Here is a 20,793-nt window from a genome sequence, read left to right as displayed (position 1 = left end):
GCGATCACAGCGCAACCCGGCAATAAAGGTCATGGTTTTCCAGTGTCCGTGAGGAATGCTGGCGACCATCCGCTGGCCTTTGCGACAGCGCCCCCTCAGGCGCGCCATCTTGGTGTTGAGACCGGTTTCATCAATGAACACGATGTTGCCGATCTTTTCGGGGTGGGCCTCAAGCCAGTTCTGACGCTTGCGCCACACCGTTCGTGCCGCCTGTACATCAGGACGCCCCTGCTCGCTGGCGTGGGCCGTTTTTTTTGAAGCTGATTTTACGCGACCGAAGCCAGTCATCTATGGTCGATTTGGGGGCGCGAACGCCATGGACGCTGGATAACCGCTCGGACAATTCTTGTAAGGTCATGTCCGGCGTCTCTTCAATCCAGCTCAGGATATCAGCTCCGTAGGGATCAAGGCGGCGCTTGTGGGGACCATGTCCTTTGGGGGCCACGGACCCTTCTGTTTCATACTGATGCACAAAGCGGATGGCAGAACTTGGACTCACCTCAAAATGGGCTGCAGCACGCCGACACGACATCCCTGTGGCCACTTTCTGAACCAAACGAATACGTAAATCATGCGAAATGGTCATGATAAAAACTCCCTCGCGTTCCGATGACCAAGGGAATCACAAAACTCTTAACAGGGATTCAACAAAATCAACTTCGACTCATTTATTATCGGAAACGCTCTAGGGACCAGGGAGGATTTATGGGACGCCATCGGACAGGGCATCGACAGGTTCACTACGACAGAATGTGAAAACTACTTCGCCGCTGCCGGATATGACCTGGAGTGATCGGAAAATGCTCTAATTAAACCCAAGCCGCACAAACACGCCGATTTGCCCCGCTCCTACTCCTGTAGAGATGAACCATCCGAGGTCATTTGGATGGCCCGCCATTTGGGCTGGCCGCTCAACACCTGCAAGGTGTCGCGCACGGTAATGACACGGGCCAGGGCCTCCATCAACCGCGCGTCGGAGTGCCCTTCGTCGGCCAACCGCCGGACCAAGGAGAAGGGTTCAAACAACGGGCAGCGCACCCGCTCCTTCAATAGGTCGCGAATACGGCTCAAAGCTTGCGCCCGTGCGGCGGTGGAGCGACCAAAGGCAAATTTATAGAACTGCTCCATCAGCAGTTCTTCCCCGTACAGGCGCGGTTCGATTTCATCCAAAATCTCCATGGCGCGATTTTCGTTGTCGATGTCGAACAGGAAAAAGGCAAAATCCAAGCGCAACGACAAAGCATTGGGCGCGGTCTCCAGCGCACGTTCAAACCAGGCTTCGGCTTGTTTTTGGTCTTTGCGAACATCCATAATAAAATGCGCATAGCGGGCCAGAATGGCGGTGTTTTCGGGATCGTTTTCGATGGCCTTTCTGTAATAGCTATCGGCGCGGTCGTGATAGCCATGAACCTTGGACAGGAATCGGGCATAATTGGCAAGGTTTAGCGCGTTGTTCGGATCAAGCTTTATCGCCTGTTTGTACATTTCTTCGGCGCGTTCATTGTGTTTGCGCACGTCCGATAAAAACACCGCGTAATCACCCAACGTCAGGGCGCTATCGGGATCAGCCTCATAGGCATATTTATACAGCTCCTCAGACCGTTCATGCTCTTTGCGGATATTGGTGCGGAAAAGCGAATAGTTGCTGAGAATGATGGGATTGCCCGGATCAAGTTCTAAGGCCCGCTGAAACAAAGCCTCAACAACTTCTTGGTCGTTGCGAATATGAGCGGAGAATTTTGCGTAATCGCCAATCGTCAGCGCATCATCCGGATCGACTTCCATACGCCCTTCTTCAACGCCGGACAGGTCGAGAACACCGTCGATATAGTCCAGCAGTTTTCTGCCGGAATCACTGATGTACTGGATGTAATCACGTTGCTCTTGGGTGATGCCCTTGCCCAACGCTCCATCCAGCAAGGTGTTGGAAAACCCGACAATGGAATTCATCGGCGTGGTTAACTCATGGCTCATGGTGGCGAGCAGTTCCAATTTGGTGCGGCTGGCGCGTTCGACCTTTTCAAGCTGAGCCAGGGCGCGCTGCTCCAGCTTTTTGCTCTCTATAATTTCCTGCTTCACGCTTTGGGTCTGCAGCTCAATCCAGTTTTTCTCTTCCTGGGCTTGCAACAGTGCTTCTTGGGCTTTTTCATGGCCAGACAGCAAATTGCGGATATAGAATTTATAAAGCTTATGCGGACCTGATTCTTGAGCCGCTATCACCAGGTCAATCGGCAACGAACCGCCCCCCTGCAACAAGGCGGTGATGTTGGCGTAGTGCTTCATCACCCCGCCTTCAATGGCGTTTAAATAGGCTTCCACGCCCTCGGCGCTTTTGTCGTCCAGGTCCGGCAAGGTGATCAGTTCGGGAACCGTCATATTGCCGATCTGGGCGGATTTAATCTTAAAGGTCGCCTCACCGGACTCGTTGATGTCGTAAATCTTGCCGCGATGATTGACAATGATTACACCATCGTGGGTCGCGGAGAGAACTTCACTGGATTGATGCTGCAAGCGTTTGAGGGCTTCTTGAACGCGCACGCGGCCCAGGCGCGCCTCACGGCTGTCCATCCATTCCGACAAGATCGCGGCAATCGGCGCCAAGAATGTTGACGCATCGGTGTGGTAGCCCCCCTCACAGTTGGCCAGCGCCAGTTGGCCGATCAAATCAGGCCCCCGCAGCAAAGGGATGGTGAGCATATTTTGCAAAGGCGGATGCCCTTGGGGAGCGCCGCCGACGGACAAATCGCCATGCAGGTCATTATTGAGAATCACCGTTTTGGGCAATTCCTCAAGGGGCATCGCCACCAGCGCGGCCAATGAAGTTTTGTCCGCGCACACAGATGTCCCCCCTGGTGCACCCTCTGAAGATTTGGAGCATACGGATAAAAATCTCAGCGCCTCGTGCCCAACCTTGCCTTCACGCACATCACAAATGGTGCCAAATGAACTGTTGGTCAGCGCCATGATTTCTTGCAGAGACGCATTAAACGGAAAATCCGCGCCGATGCGTTTTTCATTGAGGGTGCGCAGCTTATCAATACAGGTGATGAGCTTCGCGTACTGCGCCAAGGCGTTCTGGCTCAACGCGTAGGCTTTATGGGTCTCTGCAACGGACTCTGCGGCTTGTTGATTTTTAAGGCGCTCATCATCAATCGATTTTTTTTCTTCATCGATGGTCTTTTTCTGCTCGGCAATGATTTCGCGTTGGGTTGAGGTATCTTGGTTGAAGGATTGAAGCTTGACGATGACTTTGGCCTGCTGGTTGACCAAATCTTCGACCTGTCCATCGGTGTAGCGGATCAGGGCAAAGAATAAAATGGAAGCCGCAATAAACAGCGCCCCCAGCAAAATGAGGGGGGTTTTCTGTGCTTCATCAAAGTCCACAAACGCGCCGTTAAAGGTTCTGACGACCCCTTCGACATCAAGCAGATACAACGCTGCCAGCGCAACGATGCACAGAAGCACCGCCAGCGAAACCGCATACGCAATTTGATGAATGAGCTTCGTTATAGCGGCTCTCCGGATAGCAAAATGGTGCGGGACAACCTGAAGGCCTTAATATACGGCGGTATCCTTAGAAGACCCATCCAAATTAAAATAGGTCCCCAGAAGTTTTTCCAGACTTTCCAACACGGTGATGTCGCAAATCGTTTTGGCCATGTCTTTATCATCGATCTTTGTGACGAGCGAGGTGATTTGCCGAATTTCGCGGATGATTTTAGCCATGTCGCGGCGCGCATCTTCACGCTCACCCACCATGGCCTGCAGCCCCACTATGCGTTCCATGTTGTTGGCCATTTGATGCTGCAACACAGAGAAAAATACGCCGCGATCGCCCACCGAATAGGCGCTGAGCAAGCCTTGAATAAAGTCTTTCACTTCGTGCTTTTGGCGGCCTTCGCTTTCCATCAAACGAACCAAAATGCGCGTCGTGGCGACGTTTAGGTCGTTCAAGATGGTGTTCACAAAACCAAGCAAGGCCGTTTGTTGATGGATTTCGTTCAAATCGAGGGTGTTATCGCCCGTTGCCGTTTGGGCGACGATTCGGTCAATTTTGTCGCGCAACCCGCCAAGACTGACGGTCAATGTATTAATGCCGACGCCTTGATCTTTAAGTAAGCCGGGCAACCGATCCACGGCGGATGACAACTGCATTAACTCTTTCGTTCCACTTTGGCTCATAACCCGTTGGCTTTCTTCAAGCTTTTCAACCCCGTTCAGCAACGTTCCCTGTATGGTGTCACTTTGCTGTTCCAGGGCCTTACTGACCAGACCGAGCGTCACTGACAGATCGTCAAGTTTTTTGCTTTGTTGGCTCACTTGTTCCGCTAAATCTTCGCTGACTATGCTGCTACGCCCGATGCCAAAAAGCATGACGAAGAGCATGATGGGCAAAATAAGCCCCATCACCAGAACAACTAGCTCATTGGTTAAAAAGGCCGATAAATTGCCCCAGCCGATGGACAGCGAAACATAAACGCCACAGATCAGCACCCAAATTCCAGAGGGGATCACGACAGTGCGCTGAAACCGTGCATCTTGAAAAATACTGTTCATCTCGTTGCCCCCCCTATGAATTCATTTTAGCTGCAAAAAAACAATCAACGAATCGATCCATTATAACGAGCGTATCACGGCTTCAAACCCAATTTTATTCAGATCGGCTGATAAACATATTACATAATCCAGTGAAACCCGCCTTTTTTGCGGACGATGGGGACTTTCACCACCACGTCATGACATTTAATGCACCGTCCCGCAGGCGGATGGGGGCGATCTGAACTGGGCAGCAAGGGCGGTCCAAGCTTTTTGATTTTTGAAATGCTTTCCAGCGCCGCACCAATCGGCGTCTTCCACTGTTCCCCCGGCCCCGGGCCGCCAACGAAAAGATGGCAATTGTTGCATTCGCCGGCAAAAGGATGGGGCATGGGGGTGCCCTGCTTGATCCGCGGAATGTGTTTGAGCGTCATCAGACGGTAGCGCGTTTCGGGCACTATGGTTTCTTTGACGGTGCCGCCGATGCTGGGTTCCGCAGGCGACGGCATGTCGCCATACAGCGCGCCTTTTGCCTTGCGCACCGTAAAGTGCGACGGCTTTCCGCCCAAATCGGGGCTGGCAACCTCCCAAATCAAGCCGCCCAAGATCACCAGGGCCAGCACGGATGCGCCCTGCTTACCTGAAAACCGACTTTTCAGTTGTTGCCAAAAAAACATCTTACCTTACCCTACCCTCGCCTCTCAACGCAGTCGATTTGACCACAGCGCGAAACCTTCATCATTGCGAAGGCGGCAGGTTTTTCCATCCACAGTGATCGACTTAGCATACAGTTCGGGAATGGTTTGCGGCTTGCCAAATGAAAATGCCGAGCCCTGAACTTGAGCCTGTTCCGTAACGGTGCACCCCATGTGCATCAAATACCAATCGGGGGCGATGGAGATTTCTTGCGCCTGACCCGCGCCGTCACTGATCCAGACATGCATTTGCCCCCAACCGGTGTCGTTGCCCAAGCTCATCACCCGGACGACTTTACCGCGAAACCGGGTTGTCGATGCCTTGGTGAAGGGGATCAAGCCCGTGACATTCGCTTCTTGTGGGGTCGCCGCCATATCCGTGGCGTTGGGGTCAGGGGTCGGCGCCAGCAGCTCCCCTAAGTTGGTGACCTGAGCGCTGATCGGCGAAGTGTTGTTATCGCTCCAAAACGTATCTGGCAGCGAGCTGGCCGCGACGACGCCAAGGGCAAAGACAATACCACCGGCAACAATCCAATTTTCCGGCCTAAATCCACTGTTCATCGTGCGTATACCTCGTTCAATTCACGCAAATCAGCTAAACCAGGTGGGCAACAACTTGCTCTTAACCTTGCCTAATGTGCTTTGTTGCATTTCGTGCGGCACCACAGTTACCTGGATGTCCGATGTGTGTTCAATTTCTTCGAAGATCCGCTTTTTCACGGCGGCGACAATCAGGTCGCTTTCGTAAACCTTCAGTTTACCATTCACACAGATGCCAATGTCCAAATAGATGTCTTCGCCCACATTGCGGCCGCGAAGATATTGCACTTCGTCCACTTTGGGGGTTTCAATGGCGATGGTGTAGACATCCGTCAAAAGGTCCGTTTCAACCGAGGTGTCCATCAACCCGTTCACCGCATCGATGTTCAGTTCAACGCCAATACGCGCCACCATTACGGACACAATCATAGCCGCGAGAACGTCCGCAATCGGAAAGCCCAACACCGCGATGGTGATGCCGATCAACACGCCCACGGACGACAGCGCATCGGAACGATTGTCCCAAGCGTTGGCGATAATCGCCGGACTGTTGTTTTCCAGCCCCACGCAGTTTTGGTAACGATACATCAATTCGTTTGTCAAAATCGACACGACGGCGCCAAAGATCGCCACACCGCTGGGCGGCGTGATATCACCGATGACCAGTTTGATCACCGCCTCGTACATCAAGTAAAGCGCGCCAAAAATCAAAATCAGGCCAACCACCGACGATGAGATGAATTGGACATTGCCAAAACCATAGGGGTAATTTTCGTTCGATACCTTTTTGGAGATTTTGACACTGGCCATCGTCACAATACTGGCGATCACGTCCGCGCCGGAGTGAATGGAATCCGCAACCAACGCGGCGCTACCGCTCATCAAGCCCAGTATGCCCTTGAAGCTTGTCTGGGCGATATTGACGGCAATCGCCCACCAGATCACTTCATCGCGACAAATTTTGCACCGTTCTGATTTCATTGGTTTAAATACTCAATAATGTTTTGGCCCAAGATGCGGTAGTTACCGTTCATCAACTTTGCATGAATTTTTTTAGCCTTAATCAGCTTTACCACTTCCGTGCGGCTGACCCCGAGAAAGCGCGCAGTTTCAGACGATCTGTAAATCCGCGAGGTATTGATCGCCCGTGTGTGTTCGTCATACAGGTGCAAAGCCGCCGTGCCGACGGAAATGAGCGTCCCTGCGCGTACAATTGCGGCCCAAATCATTGATTTCCCCCATTTTCTTCCAGGAACGGCACCAATTGCTGATAGGTGTCCTTCGTGATCAGCGGCGCCGCAGCGCCCGGATGCTCGCTCACGAAGTATTCAATCCGCATAAAGTCCGTCCAATCGGCCAGTAGACTCCACGGAAACTTGGAAATTGCGACGTTATACATGAGCAAGGATTCGTTGAACGCAACGCGGCGTTCCGTCACCATGTTTTCCATATCGACCAAGGACAACATCATCTGTTCATAGGTCTTGGCCGATTGGATATCGGGATATTTTTCTACCACCGCTAGCAACCGCCCCAGAGAGGCCTCCGGGGTGCCGCCTTTAAAGGAGTCAAGCGCTTGCTCCCACCCTTTTGGCAGGGCTCCGGCGGCACCAAGCTGTTCTGCTTTGGCCACCAGTTGATCTTTGTCTTCCTGAGGCAGGTTGCTTTTTTTAATCAACTCGCTGCGGGCTTTGGAGGTGTAGGCAAAAATGGTGTGCTCTAAAGAGGCGTGGCTGAGCGTTAAATTCACCATATTGGGGAACAGATTGGTGCGCCGCTGGATGGCGGATTCAAGGTTGCCCTGTTTGGTCAAAACATCTTCACGCAGCATAATGAAGTTGTTGAACTTAAAAAATAGCGTTCCGGTAAACAGCAAAAGGGCCAGAAAGGAAATCACCGCCATCACCTTCACGCCTCGCATCGCGGGGGCGTGGAAAGCTGGGCTTACTTCTTCACGATAGAGTTGATTGAGCAGCGCTTCCGAACGGCGGAGGCGTTGTTTATCATTGATTATCGATTGATCTATAATAGTAACCATCATTCAACACTCTTGTTGTGGCCGGGGCATCGCCCTGAGACGTCTCATTCTATTGCCGTGTTTTAAAGTTCGGCCTGTTCGTTAGCGCGTTTAAAGTATGCCAAAGCCGCCTCGCTGTCGCCCTTCTCTTCGAAGGCAAAGCCGATGGAACGCAACACTTTGGCTTCATCAGGACGCAATTCCAAAGCTTCCAAGAACGCTTCAATGGCAAAATCGTGCTCACCCAATTTGTCATGCGCAACGCCCAGACGGTAATGCAAATTGAATTTTTCCGGAGTGGCTTTGATGGCCTTTTTCAACAGCGGAATAGCTTTCGCGTATTCTTCAATCTGCACGTACGTCAGGCCCAGCACGGTGGCAATACGGATGTCATCCTGGTGGTCCTTGCTGGCCTTTTCCAAAAGGGTGATGCCAAGTTCTTGATGGCCCGTTTTGATGTAGGCCATGGCCAAGTGGATCATCACTTCGGAATCTTCTGGATGGGCTTCGTGCAAGGGGGCCAGCAAGGATACGGCCTGCTGATACTTGCCCTTTTTCGCGCATGAAATTCCCCGTTCGCGGAAAAACTGTTGCTTGGTTTCGTCATCAATCGTCAACAGCGACTGGAACCCGGAAACCAGATTGTTGGTCAGCTTTTTCACCACGAAAGAACCATGGTGTGCGTACATTTCCAACGTATGAATAATGTTGTCTTTGTTTACAGGAATCATCTTACGGTTACCTTTAGGTTAGTTGACAATCTGGTGGCATGCTTCGCATGGCCCTCTGTCACGGTGCGGTGAAACCCCTTTTTCCGCAATCGCAAGCGTAATCTGCGGCGGCGGCAAGGTGATCAAATCTGGATCGGGCGTCAGCTCAAAGCCGACACCAATAGCGTGGCAATTGGTGCATGCGCCCCGATACGGGTGGGGACGGCCATCGCCGGCAACAATCATCGGCGCGGATTCCAATTGAGCAAAACCCACATCCGGGTCACCAATCAGCGCGACACTGACGCGGCGCATGGTGTAGCGCTGACCATCGCCCATTTCGCCTTTGCGCAAGGACGTCAGCTCGACCTTTTCCATGTTGCGCACCATCCGCGTGGCTTGCTGGAATTCTTCAAGGGTCGTGACTGGCACGTTGCCGACATTGACGATGATATCACCGGCCATCAGCCCTGAGCGCGCCGCGTTCAAGGTGACCTCATCAACCAGCAAGCCCAAGAGGCCGCGGGGATATCTGAGTTTCTGACGCAATTCTGCGGTCAGAATGGTCACGTCCATACCCTGCCAATGCGCTTCTGAAATTTGGATGTTTTGTGGCAAAAAATTAGGCACATCTTGACCAGTTTCATTCAGCGTGGGGTCCGATGCGCCTGACCTTGGCGGCGCGGCAACATTGACAAAGGACGGGGCTTGCAAAGGATTGCCCATCGGGTCCGCCATAAAGGTCGGAGCCTGGGCCTGCTCGGCCTGGGTCTGGGCCTGATTTTGCGCAAGAAGTTGTGCAGGAGTTTGGGCATACATCATCGGCGCGCCCATCTGCGCTTGCGCACTGGCCGAGGTCATGGATTGAGACGCCATTGCGCCAGAGTAACCGTCGTCGCTGTGGTGCACTTCACTATCGAACAAGCCACCCAACACGACCACAACGGCAAAAGCCGCCGCGCCACCTACGATGATTTTCATGTCTACCATGCGAGCCGTTTCCCAGCTTTCATTTTAGTTCAAAAACAACATTTTAACGGCGACTGCGGCCATGATGGCGGTATACACCCCGCGCAACACTTGTGCCGGCAGCATCTTCATCAACTTCGCCCCGAGAAAGCCGCCGACATAAGCGCCCGGTATCATAATGGCGCTGATGGTCAACGGGGCCTTCACGTCAATCAGTCCCGCAGGCACACCGTGAGCGAAGGCCACGATTGCCCCCGTTAAAGACGCCCAGAAGACAATCACGGCGCTGTTGGCGATGGCGTTATGCAAAGATGCACCAACGAACATACGTTGCATGGGGACAGAGACGACCCCGCCGCTGATGCCCATTATACCACTGATCAACCCCGGAGGCAGACCCAGGAAGGCCTTGCTCGCCTGCTCAATCATCACCTCGTGCGAAGGCGCTGGCGAATCTTCGTCCAAGTTGATCATGTCTTCGATGCCATCTTCGGATTCCGCGGTGATCACTTCACCGCCGTCTGTCCGAAGAATGACTTCTTCTTGGTTTTTGTTGAGCAGCTCCTGCAAGCCCTTGAGCGTCATCAACGCGGCAAAAACACCCAACAACATACCAATGGAACGATCGCCCAATTCATTACCGATGAAGTAGCCGCCGACCACGCCAACGCAGGCCCAAGGGGTCACGGATTTCACCGTATCCCACATGATCAAACCATGCTTGGCGTTGCGCCGAGCTGCCGCACCAAAGATAAATAGGTTGGTCAAATACGCCACGGGACGGATTAAATGCATCCCGTAACCAAACACGATCATCATGCCCGCAACTTGTAGAACACCACCGCCCATGGTCACCATGCCGCTGGTGACACCCACCACAACGGCCAACAACATCAGGCTAAACACATCGCCGACCGTGAGCCCGCCGATGCGCGTGCGGCCCATGTGGTCGGTATCGGTAAGCCCGAAGCCCATGCCCATCACGCCCGCAACACCGCCAGGAGATTGCGGCTGCATCTGCGCCTGAATTTGGCCCGGCATTTGGCCCGGCATTTGCTGTGCTTGCATTTGCGGGGCCTGCATCTGCTGCAAAGCCGAGTTCGGCGCGGCGACGTTCATCGCCATGTTGGGGTTTTGTTCAACCACCTGAGCGCGCGCCCTGGTCCACCACCACGACGACCCCATAGGGCCCGTCTGGGTGCCGACCGCCGTGTCCATGCCAGCGTTGCCCTGGCCTTGGTTGTCCAGCATGTTCGGCGCCGCCGCCTGAACGAAGCCCGGCGAATTTGTGCCCGCCGCCTTGGTCATCGGTGCATCTGTTAAAGGTGCTGGCGCAGGTGCTTTCGCCGGGTTGACCTTAAAGGTGACCACATCCCCCAGATCCGCAGCTAGGACATGCGCCGGAACGACGTAGCCCTGCACCAACTTATTATCGCCCATCACCGACAAGCCGATACCGACCAGTTCACCTGCGGTGTTCACCAACGGACCGCCGGTTTGTTCCCAGGTATAAATCGCATCCGTGCCCAGCAAGTGAGAGATTTGCAGCGTCCCAACGTTCAACGTTGAATTGCCTTGAATCAACCGGCCCTCTTTGGTGATCAATGCACCATTGGAGCCAAAACCAATGCCCATCACACCCGCGACGGACTGCATGTTCGCCGTGTCAGCCAAGGGAAAATACATAAAGCGATCCGGGGTGAGAATTTTCAGCAACGCCAAATCATGACTGGGCAGCGACTTGGCGATTTCCGCGCGGTACTTGGTGATCCCGGTAGAGGTTCGCACGAACACCGCAATCTCGCCCAAATCCTTCAACGGATGCAGAGCCGTGATCACATGGCCATTGGGACTGACCAGCGCGCCGGTGGCGACCGGCGGCATATTGATCGCCGTTGCGCCAATGCCCACCACCCCAGGCGCCACGGCCTGAGAAACGTTTTGAAAGCCAGACCCGGCCATGTCGCGGAACAAAAACTCAGGAACCGACAACTCGTAGGCGTTTTCGTAAAAGTCCAGTTCCTTAAAGTTCGCCATGATGAAGCCAGCCCAGACAAACGTCAGCAGCACCAGGAACGCCAAAATCATTGACGGAACCTGCCATGGCTTTTTGCAGAACAAAATGGTGTTCTGCGGCAATGCCCTTGTGGGTTGTTCTATAGTCTTCATCACCACTTGTCCTTAACGTGCCACGATCATAATGTAAAAGCTGGATAACAGTAAAAACATGCCCATTATCGGCAGGCCCCAATTCAAGTAACCCTTAAAATCAAGCCCCCGGTCCGCCGGGATCAGAGGTTGGATTTCCGGATGAGCTTTGAGGAACCGTTCCAGATACGATGCCGTCAAAGGCCCCGCCGTGGCCCCCGTCAACGCCGCCGACGATCCCGCTAACACCCCCAAAGACAAGGCCCACCATACGGTGGTATCAGTGATGGACATGTCCAGACCCGCCGTAACCGGCACAAACAAGGCGGTCGTCGCGCCGGCGTTTAAGAAAATCGTCAAAAGTGCTGCCGACCACATCAACGTTAACATCATCGGCACATTTTCCCCATTTCCAATGGTTCTGATCAGATTGAACAGGCTTTCCAGCGCGCCGGAAGCCACCAGCCCGCCGACCATCACAAACAGTGCCGCAAAAAAAATTATGTCTTGCCCGCCACAAGCGACGAACCAATCTTGTTCTTCATTGAGCCCCGCCAAGATCATCGCCACAGCACCGCCCGTAAGCGCGACCCAACCAGGCCTTAAATTTAGCACATCAGAAACGAAAAAGCCTACCAATGATACGCCCAAAACCCAAAGCCCAACGCGCACCAGATACGGGTCTACCTCGGCGCTTTTCAGGTTAATGTCATCAAACGTGTCAGGAATTTCACCCATCAAACCAATCGCAAACTCATGGCGGTACCTTTGCAAAAAGACCAGCATTGCCGCCAGCAAAACCAAACACGGCACCATCATGCCGGAGAGGAAATCGAAAAACTGCAAATTCCCCGCAGCCGAAATGATCATGTTCGGGAAATCCCCGATCATGGTCGATGCGCCGCCCAGGTTAGAAGCCACGATTTCGGTGATGAGCAATGGCACCGGATTGATCTTCATCCGCAAACACACCGACAGCGTCACCGGCACAACAACCGTCATTGCGGCCAGATTGTTCACCAGCAACGACAGTCCATAGGTCACCAACGCAAAGGTCACCAAAACCCACCAGCCATTGCCGATGGCGTGGCGCGCCGTGCGCGTCGCTATCATCGAAAACAGCCCCGAACGATCCAAAACGGAGGAGATGGCGGACATGCCGAAAATCAACGCCAAGGTCTCAAAGTAAATTGAATCAACCGCCATCCCGACTGAGAAAAAACCCGAAACCATCCCGGAAAACACCATCGCCAGGGCGCCCAGTAATACGGCCGCACGACGATCGACATGATCAAAGTAGATCACGCCGAACACGGCCATAAAGATTACGATGGTTACGAATGCATCCACGTGGATTAGTCCTTCGTCTCAGTTTCTGGGTTGTCTTGGGTTTTTTCCCAATTTGCGCGAATACTGTCTTGTTCGTGCACGTCATGGCCACTTACCCCAGTGCTCACCTGGATTGAGCCAATGCGCGGGATGTTGTGGACGATGATTTCCTTAACCATTTCACTGATCTTGTGCGCCTGGGCCACCATAAGGTCAGAGGCCACGCCCACAGCCAGTTCGGCATGGATGTTTTGTCCGACATGGCGGGTGCGCAGCAACAAGATGTCTTTGACACCATCAACGCTGGTGGCAAGTTGCTCGATGCGCGACCGGGTTTCGGTGCCCACGCTGCGGTCCATCAAGCCCTTGGTGGAATCCCAGAACACATGCCCGCCCATGTACATCAAGTGCACGGTTTCAAAAGCCGCCACGACGGTGTCGATCCACGGCATGTTGAAAAAGTGCGCGCCGATGATGCCCAGTGCGACCACCCCTGACGACGCCGCGTCACCGTGATGATGCTTGGCCAACGTCCGCACCAACGGGCTGTTGGTTTCAATGGCCACGCAGCGCGAATAAAAGTACATAATAACGTTGACGATCACGACCAACAGCGACGCCCACAACGCAATCAAGTGCGGGGCGCGGTGCAACGATGGATCCATCAGGACAAAAATAGCATGAACCAAAAGATATGCGGCGATGATGAAAAAAATCACGCTGACAAACAACGACAAGACAAATTCGATTTTACCGTGGCCGTAAGGATGTTCCCTATCCAATGCTTGTTCGGAAACGGTCATGCCTACAATGGCCATCAGGGACCCGACCACGTCTTTGGCCGAATACATGGCATCCGCCACCATAGCCTGTGACCCTGCAACTAGGCCCACAAATGCTTTGAGCACCATCAACACACTGTTTGTAATCAGCCCGATCCAACCAATGCTCCTGGAGCACTTAATGCACTTTTCGTATCTCATTCAATTTGTCCCAGTATGTCGGCACACGCACACCGACCAGTCACAGCAACATATTCAAAAAACTAGCGGGATGCACGGTAGTCCGCATACCACTTAAACCCCCAAGCCCCGCAGATCACACCCATCAAAAACGTCAACATGTTTTGTTCCTATACCTAATCGTCATTATTCAGGGCGTGATTGCAGAAATTTGCTTTCATCCCGCTTGGGACGTCGAATAGCCCGACGAATAACCGTTACGATCGCCATTGCAAAGCCAGTGAAAAATGACAGCCCTATCACCAAGACCAAGGGCATCTGTGCGGGGCGCCCGGCAATAAGATACACATTCACATCCGCCAAATTTTGCGACGCAAATATTATGATCAAAGTGACGATCACCAAATAGAGAAGCATTTTCAACACAACATCACGCTCCAGCAGTCTTTCTTTTTATCACCGTAAAACAGTGTGCGTCTTAATAGTCGGTTACGTTGCCGAGCTTTTCCCAATACCGCGGCGGCAGTTCGGTGGCCAACTTCAAGGCCCCCCTGGCAACGGCAAAAACCGGGTCATCAACACACTTCACCACGACATCGCCGTAATAATCGACCAAGGCGGCTTGGATGTAAGTGTCAATTCCGATGATCCTCGAGCCGCCACCGGCAACCAAGATGTTGCGCAGCATTTCCGCCTGGTCTTCGGGCGGGCAGCTTTGGATCAACCGATCGATGCCTTCGATGATGCCGGGGATGAGCATTTCACACGCTTGGCCGACCATCTGGGTCACATCGTAAGACACCGGGCGACCATTGGCGCGCAAATCGGCGGTGATTTGCGACGGCGCATCCCCCACATAACCTGATTTTTCTTTGATCGCACGGGCCACGTGGGTATTCATCTGCACATCGGGATAAACTTCGGTGATCAGCGCTTCGAGTTGTTCATCGACGAAGTTGCCCGCCTGATTGACCGTCACCTGGGAATTCTGCCCCGGCATCGCACCCTTCAGCGCACACAGATCAACCGTCCCAGCTCCAATGTCGATGACCAAGTTGTTGACCAAGCTGTCGTAACCGTAGGCAACCAAGAATGGTTCAGATAGAACCTGTACTTCGTCTACAACTTCTTGAAAAATTTGCGCCAAAAGATCCTTGGAGGTGTTGGTCGCGCGTGCCGGAGAGCCGACAATCACGCAAACTTCATCGTCGGGACGGGGCGACAACGATTCAATCACATGGCTGACCAAATGACGCGCGACTTCCAAGTCGCGTTCCACATATTCACGGATCACGCCGTCTTGCAAAGGTGCCCGCAGATCGACGAAGGAGCGTTTCTCGAACGCGGCTTCACCGACCAGATAGGGTGCACCTAAAAGCTTCACGCCAATCATATCGCGAGGGTAACCGACCACCGAGCGGATCCGTTCCTTGTGGCCGCGGTTGGTCATCACGACCGTCCACGAGGTGCCAAAATCAAAGCCAATCAACAGGGTGTTGTTGTCGTCATCGCCGACTTTGCGCTGATCGTTGGCCTGGTCGTTGGTGCTGTCCATATCCATGTCCATCTTATTTACCCGTCTTTGCGTCAAGCGCGTCTTGAGCTTCGGTTGTTAACGGATTCCAGCCCTTCGTGTTGTCCACAACGGTGGATTCGCGACGCTTTACCCCATTTGAATGGGGGACATTCAGGTTGCGCGACTTAAATCGGACTTCCAAGGTTGAGGGTACGGTGGCGGATGGAGAAATTGAAGCCTCCCGCGCCTTGACTAAAGCCCCCTCCCCCATAGCACCCCAGGGAGAAACCATCGCAAAGGCATCATCCCAATCAGAGCCGGAAGCTTGAGACAACGTAGGGCTATCAAGTTCCGGTGCCGTTTCCGGGAGCGTCGAAACGCCCCACGCGGACGCATTGTCTTCCGGTGTGTTCGCTGGTTCGCTTCCATTCAGTTTGGTTTTCGAAAAGCTAGGCAACTCGGCCTTTTTCACCCACGGCGATGACGTCAAAGCACCCTCAGTGAATTGAGCCCCCACTCCATTTACGAAGGGGGTTTCTCCACTGAGAATCTTCTGCCGGGCTAGGAACTTTTTGTTGCTACCTGAAGCCATGCTCGCCTTCCCATCGCAGCTGTGATGTGTGCCCTGTGCGCATTAGGGCAACACCACAAAAAACTCACGGCCGTTGCGCATCACCAAAAGAAGGATCGACGTTTGCCCCTTTGATTTTTGGATCGCTTGATCCAACAAAACGGGCTTACCCACCGGTTCCGAATTCACTTTCAAAATCACGTCACGAGCCATCAAACCTGCTTTTTCAGCCGCAGATGCCTTCGTCACGCCATCAATTTCGGCACCACGGATACTGGGCTCACCGGGATTTGCCGGCGGAGCCACGGGCACGAAATTTTCAATATTGACGCCACGCCAATTGAACTCATTGGGCACCGCGCGGGCGGGGACCACCGCCGAGAACTGATTTTGATTGGCCGCAACAGGCATCTGCACCACAACCAAGTCCACATCAAAACGCTGATCATTGCGCAATACACCGACTCGCAACATTTCGCCAGCCGTCATGTCCTTGATAATGTCACCCAGTTGGCCCGGCGCCCAAATGCGCCGCCCGCCAACTTTCAAAATGATATCGCCCGCCTTCAAACCCGCCTCGGCAGAGGGCGAACCTGCCACCACCTGGCTGACAAAAACACCGCGATCTTGCGGGCGGTTCAGACGCTCCGCCAAGGCCGCGCTGATGGGCATGACCCCAGCGCCTAAGAAGGTGTAGTTCGCCCCAGGTACGCCAAACGTGGCGGTTCCCGCCTGCGCCAAGGCAACGTTCACGGCCAAACTGGTGGCTGGCTGAGTGAACTGCAGGGCTGCCGCTTGCCCCCCTGCTTGTCCGGCTGGTTGACCACTGATTTGATGACAGCTATTGCACGCCATATTAGCGCGGCCATCGCCACGGTGATTGCCCGGAGTATTCGCATTGGCGCTAATCACCGGCGGAGGGGTGTTCGGCGCGGCAACCGGCAAGAATGCCACCGGCTGCCCGGCAACTTGTCCGCCGCCAGAGACCTGATGGCAGTTGGTGCATGTCATGCCGGAGCGACCATCGGTGCGGTGGTTGCCCGGAGCCTTGGCATTGGCGCTGATCACCGGCGGAGCCGTATTCGGCGCGGCCACTGTAAAGCTGCGCGCCGCCGACATCGGCTCGCCCATCTCGTCCATCATGAATTTGCGCACTTGGTTGCTGGGAATGGCGAAGCCGATGCCCGCAAACGCACCCGTTGGGGTGTAAATCGCCGTATTGATGCCAATGACTTGGCCATCCACACCGATCAGCGGACCGCCAGAATTACCTTGATTGATCGCCGCATCCGTCTGGATCAGATCGGAATGGGTGATGCCTTCAATGGCCATAGACTTGCGCAACCCAGAAACAATGCCGCGGCTGACCGTCTGGTCCAAGCCAAAAGGGCTGCCAATGGCGATCACTTCGTCGGCGACCCGCACCTGGGCGCTGTCGGCCAATTGGGCGGCGACCAACGGCGTAGGTGTTTTGATTTTCATCAACACCAAATCCATGGCTTCGTCCATTTTGACGACGTCGGCCTTAAAACGCTGCGTGCCTGCGTTGTTGAAAACCGTGACTATGGCGCTGTTGGCCCCGCGTACGATGTGATAGTTGGAAATGATATAGCCATCGTCGCGGACAATCACACCCGAACCGATGCTGCCCCGTGAACGCGGCGAAAAGGGGTTGGCGAAGGCCACCGTATCGGGCGCAGCCGCGGTTTTGTCCGTCGTGAGCAGATTGCCGGCACCGGAGGTGGTGCTGATGTTCACCACCGAATTGCGGATGTCCATGGCGACCGAGGCAAAGTCAAGCTGAGCAATATTCTGGGCCATCGCCTGATTGGGGGTAAAGGTCTGGGTCGAGGCAAAAGACTGCCCATTCCCCATATTATTAACCATGTTACTTCCGGGAACAGCGGTCGGTGCGTTGGCCTGCGGAGCGAATGAGTTGGGCGCATTGACCGCCGCAGGCGCACCTGCCACCATCTGCGCATCCACGCCCGACAGCCCCAAGCCCTTGAGAATCGACGGACCGTGCACCTGGTGTTGATAATGATTGATGAACCAATAGGTCCCAATCAGAATCAGCACGGCAGCCGCCCCGATAAAGTAAAAATACTGTCTCAGGGCCAATCCGCAATTTTCTGGAAGCTGAAGTTTGTCTTCTAAGCCCCACTCACTGTTGTCGCTCATACGATTCAGCCTTCGTCCTCGATGAGGTCTTCATCCTTCGGTCCGTTTTCCTGGCGCATCTTAGAAACGCCAGCGGCAAGCGATACAACGCCCAAGAACACTAAAATGATTGGGATGAGCCCGCGCAGCAGTTCCGCGACGGACCACCACCAAACGGACATGCCCCATAACCCTAAGGAAATCGCAAGCAATCCAAAAATGACGACGTTCATTGACTTATAATCCCTCTTAAAACACCGTGTTTTCAAAAATAGCTGAAAAACAGCACCTTGAACCAAGTGGCGCACACGCAAGGCTAGCCGTTCTAACTAAGCGCGAAAAAAACACCATTCCATCCAGGCCAAATCAAAACCCAAATGGAGTAGTGCAAAGCCTTGTCGCAACGCTATTCATAGCCGCTCAACTGGTTCATTTTACAACTAATTATCAACCTCTACACATCACAATCCTATCTCAAGCCTAGCCATATCATCATACCTGATCTTACTCAATGAAAGAATGCAAAAATTTGGGCCGAGCCAAGACATAGCGGGAAACAACGCGGGAAAATGGCGCGCCGCGGCGATAGTTTGGAATTGTAATTAATCTAAACCCATCAAATTGCGGGCAAAGTCGGTGGCGTTAAACGGATGCAGATCGTCCGCGCCCTCCCTGTATGCGATGGACGTGTTTTAACGTCAACCTTGGTGTCCCGCGTTCACCATCAAAATTCAAGCGGTTGTTCTTGGCGTCGTAGCTGATCGTGGATGAAATTGATGTTGAAATTATTTCAGTGATGATTTCTTGATAGCGCATTTGTTTTCCCTTGTGAGGGTATTTAGTAACAGGGGCAAAACCCCGGGCATTCAGGCAGAACAGTTCTGACGGATAAGGTTCTGCAGTGGCGGAATATTGGGTGCGTCCGGTACGCTGAGGCGGCAGCCGAGATAGTCCCAGAAGCGGATGCCGAGTTTGTTGCAAGTTTTCATCAGGCCGAGGAAGGCGTCGCGGCAGTCGCGTCCCTTGTTCGAGCGCGTCCCTTGTTCGAGCGCGTCCCGCCTGAGATTTTCCGCCGCATGACCTGGCATCGGATGTCGTTTTCCGATCCGTTGGTGTTGAGCGGAACTTCGGCTCGCTCCAGGACCACCAAGAGTTCCTCCTTGTTGGCGTGGAGGCGGGACAGCAGTCGGTCCAGGGTGGCGAAGCCGGTCCGTGTGGTGAAGATGTTGTCGAAGCGTCTTCGCAGATCTCGTCGTCGCCGGGGCTCCGGGTTCTCCCGGTATGATTTAAGATCGGCGTAGAACCACCAGATCCGATTTCGCATCCGCTCCTTGGCGCGGCGTTGGCTTTGGGAGAAGGCGTGCAACTTGTGGATCAGCCTTTCCGCGTGAACCCAGCATAACGCATGATAAGCAACGTTGAACTGACCCGCATCGTCACTGAGAATGACCGTATCACCCAGCAGGTTGTGTTCAACGGCAGAGCCCCACAACGCACCTTCCGTGGCGACCCGCACTGGGTCCGGGTGGACCCGAACATTGGTGATTCCCAATCTTTCCAGGTGCGCCTTCCAGGCGCTTTCATCGGCGAAACGGCGCGAAATGCTCTCTTCAAGGAGGGCGATGAGTGGACCGGAAAGCTTGCGCTTGCGCATATAAGCCAGAGCCGCCCCGTTGACCACGTAATCCCCATGACCGGCCCGTAAAAGCTCGAGGAAGTTCACGCTGCTCTTGGCAAAGGTCGTGCCGAACCAGGAAAAATGATCGTTGCCGATCTGCGTGCACACCCCGTTGCGCGCCGCGTGCCGAGCGCCGGTATCATCGACGCTCACCCAGGCCGCCGTCTCTAGGCCCGAACGCAAAACGTCACTGGCCTCCTCGACGAAGCCCTCGCGGCCCTCGGTCAAAAGACGCTGGACCTGGCGCTTGGAGATATCCACGCCTAAATCCCGCAGCAGCGCCATCATCCGCCCAAGTACTGGGCCAGCACAAAACGGTGCAGGGCGGCACCAAAATGACCCGAGTTCCCCGCCGGCAACTCAGCCACCACCGCCCGACCGTCCGGCGTCAGCCAGCGTTCCCGGCGGTAAAGAACGGTGTGCGGACGGCAGATCAAATCCTAAACCAGATAATCCTCATAGCCCTTGAACCGCGACCCCTCGGGAACCTCGGCCGCGACGATGCATTTCTCGTTGACGGGAAGCCGCGGCTTCTTCTTGCCGCGCCGCGCCTGCTTGCGGCCAGCTTTCGCCTTGCTCCGCGCTTTCGCCGTCTTGTCCATGCCCGACGGCTTGATGTCAGGGCGACCTTTCAGGCCCTTCAGACGGGCGATCTCTTCGCGCAGGGCGACGTTATCTTGTTTCAGCCCGGCGTTCTCCTCCAATAACTGTAAAACCAACGCCTTGAGGTCGTCAGGGCAAAAACCATCTATATCTCGTGGTGATCCGGCCATGAACAGATCGAATCACAAATTCGACGCTTTGGGAATCCTCTAATTTATATCGCCGCCCGGGGTTTTGCCCCTGTTACTTGTTCAGGACGAACTTGATAGGATTTTGGAGGAAGCTTGGGATTTGGAACAAGCTGCTTAGGACATTTGAGGGGATGTGAAAATGTCCCCTCAATATTTTTTACGACATCT

The 20,793-nt window shown here is 54.1% G+C and carries 20 protein-coding genes and 1 pseudogene; all 21 read right to left on the bottom strand.

From position 1 onward, the window contains the following. Nucleotides 1–198 (bottom strand): annotated as a pseudogene (locus BEN30_RS08225) (IS630 family transposase); the annotation flags it as partial. 19 nt (nt 199–217) lie between these two features. After that, complete coding sequence (locus BEN30_RS08220) at nt 218–586, bottom strand: helix-turn-helix domain-containing protein (RefSeq protein ID WP_069956304.1); 369 nt, start codon at nt 584–586, stop codon at nt 218–220. Between the two features lie 263 nt (nt 587–849). After that, complete coding sequence (locus tag BEN30_RS08215; protein ID WP_069957864.1) at nt 850–3,465, bottom strand: histidine kinase dimerization/phospho-acceptor domain-containing protein; 2,616 nt, start codon at nt 3,463–3,465, stop codon at nt 850–852. Between the two features lie 90 nt (nt 3,466–3,555). Next, nucleotides 3,556–4,557 carry a methyl-accepting chemotaxis protein gene (locus tag BEN30_RS08210; RefSeq protein ID WP_069957863.1) on the bottom strand — a complete coding sequence of 334 codons (1,002 nt, stop codon included), beginning with the start codon at nt 4,555–4,557 and terminating at the stop codon, nt 3,556–3,558. Nucleotides 4,558–4,676: 119 nt separating this feature from the next. Next, a complete protein-coding gene (gene mamT / locus BEN30_RS08205) occupies nt 4,677–5,213 on the bottom strand; it encodes a magnetosome protein MamT (protein WP_139134926.1) in 537 nt (178 codons plus the stop codon). A 24-nt stretch (nt 5,214–5,237) separates the two neighbouring features. Continuing rightward, on the bottom strand, nt 5,238–5,792 hold the full coding sequence (gene mamS / locus BEN30_RS08200; RefSeq protein ID WP_069957862.1) for a magnetosome protein MamS: 555 nt from the start codon (nt 5,790–5,792) through the stop codon (nt 5,238–5,240). A 30-nt stretch (nt 5,793–5,822) separates the two neighbouring features. After that, nucleotides 5,823–6,752, bottom strand: a complete 930-nt coding sequence (mamB, locus tag BEN30_RS08195; RefSeq protein WP_069957861.1) for a magnetosome biogenesis CDF transporter MamB — start codon at nt 6,750–6,752, stop codon at nt 5,823–5,825. Beyond that, on the bottom strand, nt 6,749–7,000 hold the full coding sequence (gene mamR, locus BEN30_RS08190; protein ID WP_069957860.1) for a magnetosome protein MamR: 252 nt from the start codon (nt 6,998–7,000) through the stop codon (nt 6,749–6,751). Before mamR ends, mamB begins: the two co-directional genes overlap by 4 nt. Further along, nucleotides 6,997–7,812 carry a magnetosome protein MamQ gene (gene mamQ, locus BEN30_RS08185; RefSeq protein WP_069957859.1) on the bottom strand — a complete coding sequence of 272 codons (816 nt, stop codon included), beginning with the start codon at nt 7,810–7,812 and terminating at the stop codon, nt 6,997–6,999. Before mamQ ends, mamR begins: the two co-directional genes overlap by 4 nt. Before the next feature lie 59 nt (nt 7,813–7,871). Beyond that, nucleotides 7,872–8,519: a magnetosome protein MamA gene (gene mamA, locus BEN30_RS08180; protein WP_084005267.1), complete on the bottom strand. Its 648-nt coding sequence runs from the start codon at nt 8,517–8,519 to the stop codon at nt 7,872–7,874. 18 nt (nt 8,520–8,537) lie between these two features. Continuing rightward, nucleotides 8,538–9,488, bottom strand: coding sequence for a magnetosome magnetite formation protein MamP (mamP, locus tag BEN30_RS08175; protein ID WP_069957858.1), 951 nt, complete (start codon nt 9,486–9,488; stop codon nt 8,538–8,540). Nucleotides 9,489–9,512: 24 nt separating this feature from the next. Further along, nucleotides 9,513–11,636 carry a magnetosome protein MamO gene (mamO, locus tag BEN30_RS08170; protein WP_084005265.1) on the bottom strand — a complete coding sequence of 708 codons (2,124 nt, stop codon included), beginning with the start codon at nt 11,634–11,636 and terminating at the stop codon, nt 9,513–9,515. A 12-nt stretch (nt 11,637–11,648) separates the two neighbouring features. Beyond that, complete coding sequence (mamN, locus tag BEN30_RS08165; protein ID WP_139134925.1) at nt 11,649–12,965, bottom strand: magnetosome biogenesis transporter MamN; 1,317 nt, start codon at nt 12,963–12,965, stop codon at nt 11,649–11,651. A gap of 5 nt (nt 12,966–12,970) precedes the next feature. Further along, nucleotides 12,971–13,927, bottom strand: a complete 957-nt coding sequence (gene mamM / locus BEN30_RS08160) for a magnetosome biogenesis CDF transporter MamM (protein WP_084005263.1) — start codon at nt 13,925–13,927, stop codon at nt 12,971–12,973. A gap of 457 nt (nt 13,928–14,384) precedes the next feature. Then, nucleotides 14,385–15,461, bottom strand: a complete 1,077-nt coding sequence (gene mamK, locus BEN30_RS08150; RefSeq protein WP_084005269.1) for a MamK family actin-like protein — start codon at nt 15,459–15,461, stop codon at nt 14,385–14,387. 13 nt (nt 15,462–15,474) lie between these two features. Next, nucleotides 15,475–16,014 (bottom strand): hypothetical protein, encoded by a 540-nt coding sequence (locus BEN30_RS08145; protein WP_069957853.1) that lies wholly within the window; start codon nt 16,012–16,014, stop codon nt 15,475–15,477. A 42-nt stretch (nt 16,015–16,056) separates the two neighbouring features. Beyond that, complete coding sequence (gene mamE / locus BEN30_RS08140; RefSeq protein WP_069957852.1) at nt 16,057–18,174, bottom strand: magnetosome formation protease MamE; 2,118 nt, start codon at nt 18,172–18,174, stop codon at nt 16,057–16,059. Nucleotides 18,175–18,179: 5 nt separating this feature from the next. Next, nucleotides 18,180–18,386, bottom strand: coding sequence for a magnetosome protein MamI (gene mamI / locus BEN30_RS08135; RefSeq protein WP_069957851.1), 207 nt, complete (start codon nt 18,384–18,386; stop codon nt 18,180–18,182). A 755-nt stretch (nt 18,387–19,141) separates the two neighbouring features. Further along, entirely contained in the window at nt 19,142–20,119 is a 978-nt protein-coding gene (locus BEN30_RS18830; RefSeq protein ID WP_211563335.1) for an IS66 family transposase, read from the bottom strand. Next, complete coding sequence (locus tag BEN30_RS18825) at nt 20,116–20,268, bottom strand: hypothetical protein (protein WP_211563333.1); 153 nt, start codon at nt 20,266–20,268, stop codon at nt 20,116–20,118. The genes BEN30_RS18830 and BEN30_RS18825 overlap by 4 nt, the downstream gene beginning before the upstream one ends. A gap of 3 nt (nt 20,269–20,271) precedes the next feature. Beyond that, a complete protein-coding gene (locus tag BEN30_RS18820; RefSeq protein WP_084005261.1) occupies nt 20,272–20,604 on the bottom strand; it encodes a hypothetical protein in 333 nt (110 codons plus the stop codon). Between the last annotated feature and the right edge of the window lie 189 nt (nt 20,605–20,793).

Origin of the sequence: Magnetovibrio blakemorei (genome assembly GCF_001746755.1) — a bacterium.
GTDB classification, from domain to species: Bacteria; Pseudomonadota; Alphaproteobacteria; order Rhodospirillales; family Magnetovibrionaceae; genus Magnetovibrio; species Magnetovibrio blakemorei.
This window is presented reverse-complemented; position numbering and strand designations above follow the sequence as displayed.